Annotated in this window: 9 protein-coding genes; 4 read left to right on the top strand and 5 right to left on the bottom strand. The window is 73.3% G+C overall.

Translation table 11 applies throughout. The features are described 5' to 3' along the window. Both xseA and KBX39_RS16885 read left to right on the top strand, forming a co-directional pair. Nucleotides 1-643 (top strand): exodeoxyribonuclease VII large subunit (gene xseA / locus KBX39_RS16880; RefSeq protein WP_210871450.1); only part of this gene is annotated, 643 nt, incomplete at its 5' end. A gap of 13 nt (nucleotides 644-656) precedes the next feature. Further along, nucleotides 657-866 (top strand): exodeoxyribonuclease VII small subunit, encoded by a 210-nt coding sequence (locus tag KBX39_RS16885; protein WP_064447665.1) that lies wholly within the window; start codon nucleotides 657-659, stop codon nucleotides 864-866. A 40-nt stretch (nucleotides 867-906) separates the two neighbouring features. Here KBX39_RS16885 and KBX39_RS16890 read toward each other — a convergent pair whose 3' ends face one another. Together KBX39_RS16890 and KBX39_RS16895 are read right to left on the bottom strand one after the other, a co-directional pair. Then, the gene (locus tag KBX39_RS16890) at nucleotides 907-1,746 is read right to left on the bottom strand and encodes a hypothetical protein (RefSeq protein ID WP_064447664.1); all 840 of its coding nucleotides are present in this window, start codon (nucleotides 1,744-1,746) and stop codon (nucleotides 907-909) included. 92 nt (nucleotides 1,747-1,838) lie between these two features. After that, entirely contained in the window at nucleotides 1,839-2,528 is a 690-nt protein-coding gene (locus KBX39_RS16895) for a DUF4245 domain-containing protein (protein WP_210871452.1), read from the bottom strand. A 147-nt stretch (nucleotides 2,529-2,675) separates the two neighbouring features. Between KBX39_RS16895 and glpX the strand changes: the two genes are divergently transcribed. Next, the gene (gene glpX / locus KBX39_RS16900) at nucleotides 2,676-3,707 is read left to right on the top strand and encodes a class II fructose-bisphosphatase (RefSeq protein WP_043326614.1); all 1,032 of its coding nucleotides are present in this window, start codon (nucleotides 2,676-2,678) and stop codon (nucleotides 3,705-3,707) included. A 25-nt stretch (nucleotides 3,708-3,732) separates the two neighbouring features. Here glpX and KBX39_RS16905 read toward each other — a convergent pair whose 3' ends face one another. Further along, nucleotides 3,733-4,668, bottom strand: coding sequence for an NAD-dependent epimerase/dehydratase family protein (locus tag KBX39_RS16905; RefSeq protein WP_210871454.1), 936 nt, complete (start codon nucleotides 4,666-4,668; stop codon nucleotides 3,733-3,735). 139 nt (nucleotides 4,669-4,807) lie between these two features. Here KBX39_RS16905 and KBX39_RS16910 point away from each other — a divergent pair, with 139 nt between their 5' ends. After that, on the top strand, nucleotides 4,808-5,494 hold the full coding sequence (locus KBX39_RS16910) for a TetR/AcrR family transcriptional regulator (protein ID WP_043326618.1): 687 nt from the start codon (nucleotides 4,808-4,810) through the stop codon (nucleotides 5,492-5,494). Nucleotides 5,495-5,501: 7 nt separating this feature from the next. On the opposite strand, the gene KBX39_RS16915 is transcribed toward KBX39_RS16910, so the two are convergent. Both KBX39_RS16915 and KBX39_RS16920 read right to left on the bottom strand, forming a co-directional pair. Next, complete coding sequence (locus tag KBX39_RS16915; protein ID WP_210871455.1) at nucleotides 5,502-7,094, bottom strand: hypothetical protein; 1,593 nt, start codon at nucleotides 7,092-7,094, stop codon at nucleotides 5,502-5,504. Between the two features lie 58 nt (nucleotides 7,095-7,152). Then, on the bottom strand, nucleotides 7,153-7,733 hold a 581-nt coding region (locus tag KBX39_RS16920; protein WP_210871457.1), incomplete at its 5' end, for an NAD(P)/FAD-dependent oxidoreductase.

Here is a 7,733-nt window from a genome sequence, read left to right on the forward strand (position 1 = left end):
CGGCGCGCTGACGGAGCTCGACGCCGATCCGGCGGTCGACGTGATCGTCATCGCCCGGGGCGGTGGCGGCATCGAGGATCTGCTGCCCTTCTCCGACGAGACGCTGTGTCGGGCGGTCTTCGCCTGCCGCACGCCGGTGGTCAGCGCGATCGGCCACGAGACCGACGCGCCGCTGCTGGACTACGTGGCCGACGTGCGCGCCTCCACCCCGACCGACGCGGCCAAGCGCATCGTGCCGGACCTGACCGAGGAGGTCCGGCTGATCGGGCAGGCCCGGTCCCGGCTGGAACGGGCCGTTCGTCACCTGGTCGACCGGGAGCAGCACCGGATCGACCTGCTGCGCTCCCGTCCGGTGCTGGCCCGGCCGCAGGTGATGGTCGAGCAGCGGGCGGTGGACGTGTCGGCGCTGCGTGACCGCGCCGGCCGGTCCCTGGAGCACCGGCTGCGGGGGGCCACCGACGACCTGCGGCACACGCTGGCCCGGCTGCGCGCGCTGTCCCCGGCCGCGACGCTGGAGCGCGGCTACGCGATCGTGCAGCGCGCCGACGGCCACGTCGTCCGCGCGGCGTCCGAGGTCGCCAAGGGCGATCCACTGCGGGTACGCCTCGCCGAGGGCGAGCTGACCGCCACCGTCGACGGCTGAGGAAAGAGAGACGATGACCGGGACGAAGGACGAGCAGCTCAGCTACGAGCAGGCCCGCGCCGAGCTGGCCTCGGTGGTGGAGAAGCTGGAGGCCGGCGGCACCTCGCTGGAGGAGTCGCTGGCCCTCTGGGAGCGCGGCGAGCAGCTCGCCGGGGTGTGCCAGCGCTGGCTGGACGGCGCGCGCGCCCGTATCGACGCCGCGCGGCAGCGCGCCGAGGACTGACGGTGGGGTCCGGCGTGATCGCCGAACCCCACCGCGGAGGTCAGTTGAACAGGTTGTACAGCTCGGCGGGCGCCTCGACGACCTGGTCGGCCGGGGGCTTCTGGGCCGCCGCCGCGTTGCCGTAGTCGGTGTAGGTGATCTTCAGGTCCTGTGCGGCGTTCTGCCCGGCCGCCGGGATCTTGAGCACCATCTCACTGAGCCGGCCCTGCGTGTCGACCTTGGCGGTGAACGGCACGGACTGGGCCTGCGCGCCGAGCGCGGTGATCACGGCCGGGTCGAGCGAGCCCGCCTCGGCGGCCTTGGACACGTCGACGGTGCCCTCGTACGTGCCCTCGCCGGTCTGCCGTACCTCGGTGATGCCCTGGGTGAGCACGGCGCTGCCGGCCGGGTCGAGCTTCTCGAAGTCGAAGCCCAGCGCCCGGTTGCCCTTGATCCGGTTCTGGTCGAGGTGGTGGTACTTGCCGGTGTTGAGGTTCTTCACGCCGGGGATCTGGGTCGCCGCCGTGCCGCCCAGCTCGAGCTTGACCCAGCTGTCCGGCTTGGCGTGGATCAGGTCCAGCTTCATCATCAGGTCCGACGACGGGTCGCCGATGGTCATCCGCATGTCGGCGCTCTGGCTCGGCTCGTGCACCTGCCCTTCGGCGGTGGAGCCCGCGCCGGTCATGGTGAACTTGAAGTTCCCTTCACGGATCGCGTTCGTGGAGTCGAGCAGGGCCTGCTTGGCCGCGCTGCTGGACGCCGTGGCGCTCGGTGCGACGCTGCCGGAGGCGCTCGGGGTCGAGGAGGCGCCGGAGGTCGTCGCGTCGCCGTTGCAGGCCGCCAGGCCGGGAATGAGCAGCGCCGCGGCGAACGCGGTGGCGCTGAAGCGTCGTATCTTCACGTCAACCTCTCCAGGTGGGTCGTCCGGGCTCGATGTCCCTTCTGTTCCCGGAAGCGGGGATCCGCAATCCCGCCTCACCCGGAGGGAGGACGTCAGCGCAGTGACGTGGCGAGCTTGCGCAGCTCCGTCTCCCCGGCGTCGCCGACCACGATCACGGTGCGGTTCGGCTCCAGCAGGACGAGCGCCTGCTCGTTGCCGCGGGCGGTGTAGCGCTGCCAGCTCAGCCCGTCGGGCAGGTCGGCCGCCCCCTGCGGCCGGCCCTCACTCAGCTCGGCCGGGAGGAGCTTCTCCGCCGGGACGTTGCTCTCCACGAGCTGCGCGCCGCGGCCCTCCGGGGTCACGTACCCGATCCGCAGCGTCGAGCCGTCGGCCTCGGTCCGGAAGCGGGCGTTCACCGTACGCCAGTCGTCGCCCAGACCGGTCGGCGCGCTGACCGGGAAGACGTTCGCGGAGCGGGCCTGTTCCAGCGCGGGCGCCGGGTCGACGGTGACCGGCGAGTCGCCGCCGAGGAAGCCGCGGTAGAAGGCGAGCAGCAGCGCGATCGGGACCAGCAGGATCAGCAGGGACAGCGCCATGTCCTTCGGCGACCGCTCGGAGCGGGCCTTCTCCTTGCCGGCGGGCGGCGCGGGCGTGTCGCCCGCGGCGGCCGGTTCGCCCTGCTCCGCGACGAGTGCGGGCTGGCCCTCGGGCGGGGTCGGGCCGCCACCCGGTCGGACCGGTGGCTGGCCGTCCGGCGGGGTGGCGTCGGTCGGTGCGCGGTCGGCAGGCTGTGCGGCTTCCACCCGGCCATTGTCGCAGCCCGCCGGGAGGCGTGATCCTGGCCTCCTCCGCCCCGCCGGGACCGCGAACCTGAGATCGTGTGAGGATCAGCGACAAAACCGGCGGCGACGACCGCCGGTCCCACCCCGCAACGTCGCGAGGAGGCCGCCATGACAACCACCAGGACGCGGACGCCCCAGGATCTCGACCGCAACCTCGCCCTCGATCTGGTACGGGTGACCGAGGCCGCGGCGATGGCCGCCGGCCGCTGGGTCGGCCGGGGCGACAAGGAGGGCGGCGACGGCGCAGCGGTCGACGCCATGCGCAAGCTGATCAACTCCATCCCGATGCGCGGCGTCGTGGTGATCGGCGAGGGCGAGAAGGACAACGCGCCGATGCTGTTCAACGGCGAGGAGGTCGGCGACGGGACCGGCCCCGAGGTGGACGTGGCGGTCGACCCGATCGACGGCACCACGCTGATGAGCAAGGGCATGCCGAACGCGCTCGCCGTGCTCGCGGTGGCCGAGCGCGGCGCGATGTTCGACCCGAGCGCCGTCTTCTACATGGAGAAGCTCGCCGTCGGCCCGATGTACGCCGACGTGGTCGACATCAACGCCGGGGTGGCCGAGAACATCCACCGGATCGCGAAGGTCAAGGGCACCGACGCCGCCGAGGTGACCGTGTGCGTGCTGGACCGGTCGCGCCACGACGACCTGGTCAAGCAGATCCGGCGTACCGGGGCCGGGATCCGGTTCATCTCCGACGGCGACATCGCCGGGGCCATCGCGGCGGCCCGCGGCGAGTCGGACGTGGACGTGCTGATGGGCATCGGCGGCACCCCGGAGGGCATCACCGCCGCGTGCGCGCTGAAGTGCATGGGCGGCATGATGCAGGCCAAGCTCTGGCCGAAGGACGCCGAGGAACGCCGCAAGGCGCTGGACGCCGGGCACGACCTGGACCGGGTGCTGTTCACCGACGACCTGGTCACCGGCGACAACTGCTTCTTCGTGGCCACCGGCGTCACCTCCGGCGACCTGCTGCGCGGCGTGCGTTACCGCTCCGGTGGCGCGTACACCCAGTCGATCGTGATGCGCTCCAAGAGCGGCACGATCCGGGTGATCGACTCGTACCACCGCCTGGAGAAGCTCGCCCTCTACTCGGCCGTCGACTTCGACGGCCGCCCGCTGGCCGAGCAGGAGTGAGCCCGGCGGCGTCCCGCCCCCGCCCCTAACGGGCGGCGGGGGCCGGGGCGCGCAGGCCGGAGACCATCTCGTCGACGACGCGGTCCAGCGGCGTCGCCTCGATCCCGAACGTGGTGGTGGCGGCGCTGGAGTCCATCACGAACGGCGCGGCGAACTGGTGCGCGGTCTCCCGCATCTCGCGGGCGAACGGGTCGGCCAGGCCACCCAGCCAGAGCACCGGGTAGGGCATCCGGGCCAGCCGTGGCGCCGCGACGCCCGCCCGCTGCGCCGCCCGCTCGGCCAGGTGCCGCATGGGCACCGGCGGCGGGCTCGGCACATGCCAGGCCCGTCCCCAGGCGCGCGGGTCGGTCGCGGCGGTGACGAGGGTACGGGCGACGTCCGGCACGTACGTCCAGGTGTGCGGGGCGTCCCAGTCGACAGGCAGGAACACCCGCTGCCCGGCGAGCACCTTGGGCAGCACCATCATGGGCAGGGAGTTGCCGCCGAGCCCGATGTAGTCGGAGCCGCGTACCTCGGTGACCCGGGCCCGCCCGGCGCGGTGGGCGTCCAGCGCGTCGGCCCACATCCGGTTGCGGACCCGGCCCTTGACGCCGGTGGCGGCGAGCGGGGTCGCCTCGGTCATCGGGGCGTCGACCGGGCCGTACCCGTAGAGGTTGCCGACCGTGGCGAGCACGGCGTCGCTGCGCTCCGCGGCGGTGAGCAGGGCGGCGGCCAGCGGCGGCCAGTCCGTCGCCCACCTGTGGTAGGCCGGGTTGGCGCAGTTGTAGAGCGCGGCCGCGCCCTTGGTCAGCTCGGTGAGCCGGTCCGCGTCGGCGGCGTCGGCGGCCACCAGTTCGACCGCCGGGTGTTCCGGGCCGGTGCCGCGCCGGGTGACCACCCGTACCTGCTCGCCGCGCTCGGCGAGCAGGTCGGCGGTGGCGGTGCCGACGGGGCCGGCGCCGACGATCACATGCAGGGCCATGACAGATCCACCTTTTCTGAAGCAGTTGTCCGAAGCGAGAGCACCGCTCTCGAAACAGAGCATGACTCAAGCGCAGGTCGACGTCAAGAGCAGTGCTCTCTCTTTTGATTGCTGCTCTCATCCGTGGCAGAGTGAGGGCATGGTCGCTCCCTCACTGCGCGCCCGGGTCCGCGCCGGGATGATCGAAGAGATCAAGACGGTGGCCCGCCGCCACCTGGACACCGACGGCGCGAACCTCTCGCTGCGCGCGGTCGCCCGGGACCTCGGCATGGTCTCCTCGGCGATCTACCGCTACTTCCCCAGCCGAGACGACCTGCTCACCGCGCTGATCCTGGAGGCGTACGACGCGCTCGGCGACGCGGTGGAGGCGGCCGACGCCGCCGCCGACCAGGCCGACCTGCGCGGACGCTGGCTCGCCGCCTGCCGGGCCGCCCGCGCCTGGGCGCTGGCCCACCCCGCCGAGTACGCGCTGCTCTATGGCAGCCCGGTGCCCGGGTACGCGGCCCCCGACGAGACCATCGTGCCGGCCCAGCGTCCACCGCTGACGCTGATCGGCATCCTGCGCGACGGGCTGGCCACCGGCCGGCTCGCCCCGCCCGACCAGGAACTGCCCGAGCCGCTGCGCGGCGACGTGACCGAACTGGTCGAGCAGATCGGCATGGACGTACCGCCCGCGCTGCTGGCCCGCGGCATGGCCGGCTGGACCCAGCTGTTCGGGCTGATCAGCTTCGAGCTGTTCGGCCGGATCAACCGGGCGCTGCCGCACCGCGACGAGTACTTCGACCACCAGATCGGCCTGATGGCAGACCTCATCGGCCTGCCCTGACGCCGGGTCAGCCGGGCCGCGAGCGGTCCACCGGGACCGCTGGCGGGTACGGCGGCTCGTACGGCGGTCGCCACGGCCCGATCAGCCGGGCCGCCCGCCAGCCGAGCAGCAGCCCTGGCACCGTGCCGAGCACGGCGAGCACGACGGCTGTCCCGGCGTACACCGGTCGGCCGTGCAGCCATCCCACCATCGCCGCCCCGGCCAGCGCCGCGGTGAGGCCCGCGGCGGCCAGCACCTCGGCGACCCACCGGCCGGGCGCCGCCCGCAGATCGCGCGAGACGAGGGTGAGCACCGCGTCGCCCAGCAACAGCGGCACGACGACCAGCGGAGCCAGTCTGACCGGCGTGGTGTTCTCGCTCGTCCAGACCGCGAACAGCAGCATCCCGATCAGGACATGGAGCGCGCCCTGGAGGACAGGCAGCGACGAGCCGTGACCGGACGCCCGGGCGGCCCGTGTCCGGGCGACCAGAAGCACCAGCACGACCAACGCCGGCACCAGCAGCAGCGCACGGACCGTGTCGTCGTACCGGTCCCCCGGCGAGATCATGCCCAACGGCGGCGGCTCCCCTTCCCACCGGCCACCCGGGAAACCGATCCGCTGCCACCTGCCGGCGACGTCACGCAACGCGAAACCGTCCCGGGCGTTCGCCACCAGCACCACGTGTCCGCCACCGGGGACGTCGAGTACGGCGAGGTCCTGACCGGTGATCCGTTTCCCGTCCGGCCCGGCCTCCTCGTAGCGGGCCTTCAACAACTCCCGCTGCTTCTCGGGGATCTCCCAGGACAGTCGCCAGGTCCGTCCGGCGTCGTCGCTCTCCTCCACGCGGATCCGGCCCGACGCCACCCGGTAGCAACGCTGGGGCGTGGCGGCAACGCACACCGGGTGGTCCGGTCCGATCCTGGTCGGCACGCGCTTCCACAGGGCCTCCTGCTCGGCGTCCACCGGGTCGCGCCACGTGACGCCGGCGTCGTCGCTGATCCGCCACCAGGTGGGGATGCCCTCCTCCGCCGACATCGGGCCGGTGGCGGCGCCGGCGGCCAGCCGACCGTCGACCACCTTGGTGGCGACCGCGTCGGGGCGCTCGATCGGGCTCGTGGCCGCCACCGCGACGAGCGCCGCCGGCAGCAGCACGACCAGCCGGACCAGCCGGCCGGCCCGGCGCCCCACCGGGTCCCGGCGTGCCGCCTTCCACGTCCACGCGGCCACCGCGAGCGCCGGCAGGGTGAGCAGGTCGGTCCGGTCGGCCCGGATCAGCGACGGCCCGCTCACCACGCTCCACAGGCCGGAGGCGGCCGTCGCGGCGTACCCACTGCTCTTGACCAGCGCGAAACCGGCACCGACCGAACCCAGCGCGAAACCGGCGACGGCCCGGGGCCGGAGCCCGGGCACGGCCAGCGTCACCAGCACCGCCACCAGCGGCGGCGCGAGCACCAGCCCGGCGACGTCGCTCAGCTTGCCGGTCACCAGGCCCGGAAAGGCCGCCTTGAACACATGGTCGTTGAGCACCAGCACGATCAACGAGAGCACGGTTCCCGGATGACCCAGCCAGGCGAGCGAAATCCGGGCACCGTCGGGTGCTGTCGACTCGGAGGGGCGCATCCGTCCATCGTGGGCGCGGACAGTCGCGCTCCGGCCACGGAACGGTGAGGATGCGGCGTCAGGTGCCGTCGGAGGAGTGACCGGGGAACAGGTGCGCGGTCGGGTCGATGACGACAGCCGCGTTGTTCACAGCCGTGGCCGCCTCGCCGAAGCCGGTGGCGATCAGGCGGACCTTGCCCGGATATTCGGTGATGTCGCCGGCGGCGAACACCCGGGGCAGGTTGGTGGCCATCGCGCTGTCCACCACGATGTGCCGCCGGTCGATGTTCAGCCCCCACTCGGCGAGCGGGCCGAGGTCGGCGGTGAAGCCGAGCGCGGCCACCACCGTGTCGACCGGCAGCGTCTCCGCCTCGCCGCCGCGTACGGTCAGCTCGGCGCCGGTGACCGTCTCCTCGCCGTACAGGCGGCTCACCTCGGCGTTGACGACGATCCGCACCGGCAGCGCGCGGACCCGCTCGATGGTGGCGGCGTGCGCCCGGAAGCGGTCCCGCCGGTGCACGAGCGTCACCGACCGGGCCAGCGGCGCGAGCGTGGCGGCCCAGTCGAACGCCGAGTCGCCGCCACCGACGATGAGCACGTGCCGGTCGGTCAGCTCGGCCGGCTGCGGCACGAAGTAGACGATGCCGCCGCCGGTGAAGC

The sequence above is a fragment of the Micromonospora sp. D75 genome (assembly GCF_018070405.1).
In the GTDB taxonomy this organism is placed as follows: domain Bacteria; phylum Actinomycetota; class Actinomycetes; order Mycobacteriales; family Micromonosporaceae; genus Micromonospora; species Micromonospora chalcea.

Excerpts from the sequence above, each read along its gene's own strand:
- KBX39_RS16885 (WP_064447665.1), top strand. The coding sequence starts at position 657 with ATGACCGGGACGAAGGACGAGCAGCTCAGCTACGAGCAGGCCCGCGCC.
- glpX (WP_043326614.1), top strand. The coding sequence starts at position 2,676 with ATGACAACCACCAGGACGCGGACGCCCCAGGATCTCGACCGCAACCTC.
- KBX39_RS16905 (WP_210871454.1), bottom strand. The coding sequence starts at position 4,668 with ATGGCCCTGCATGTGATCGTCGGCGCCGGCCCCGTCGGCACCGCCACC.
- KBX39_RS16910 (WP_043326618.1), top strand. The coding sequence starts at position 4,808 with ATGGTCGCTCCCTCACTGCGCGCCCGGGTCCGCGCCGGGATGATCGAA.
- KBX39_RS16915 (WP_210871455.1), bottom strand. The coding sequence starts at position 7,094 with ATGCGCCCCTCCGAGTCGACAGCACCCGACGGTGCCCGGATTTCGCTC.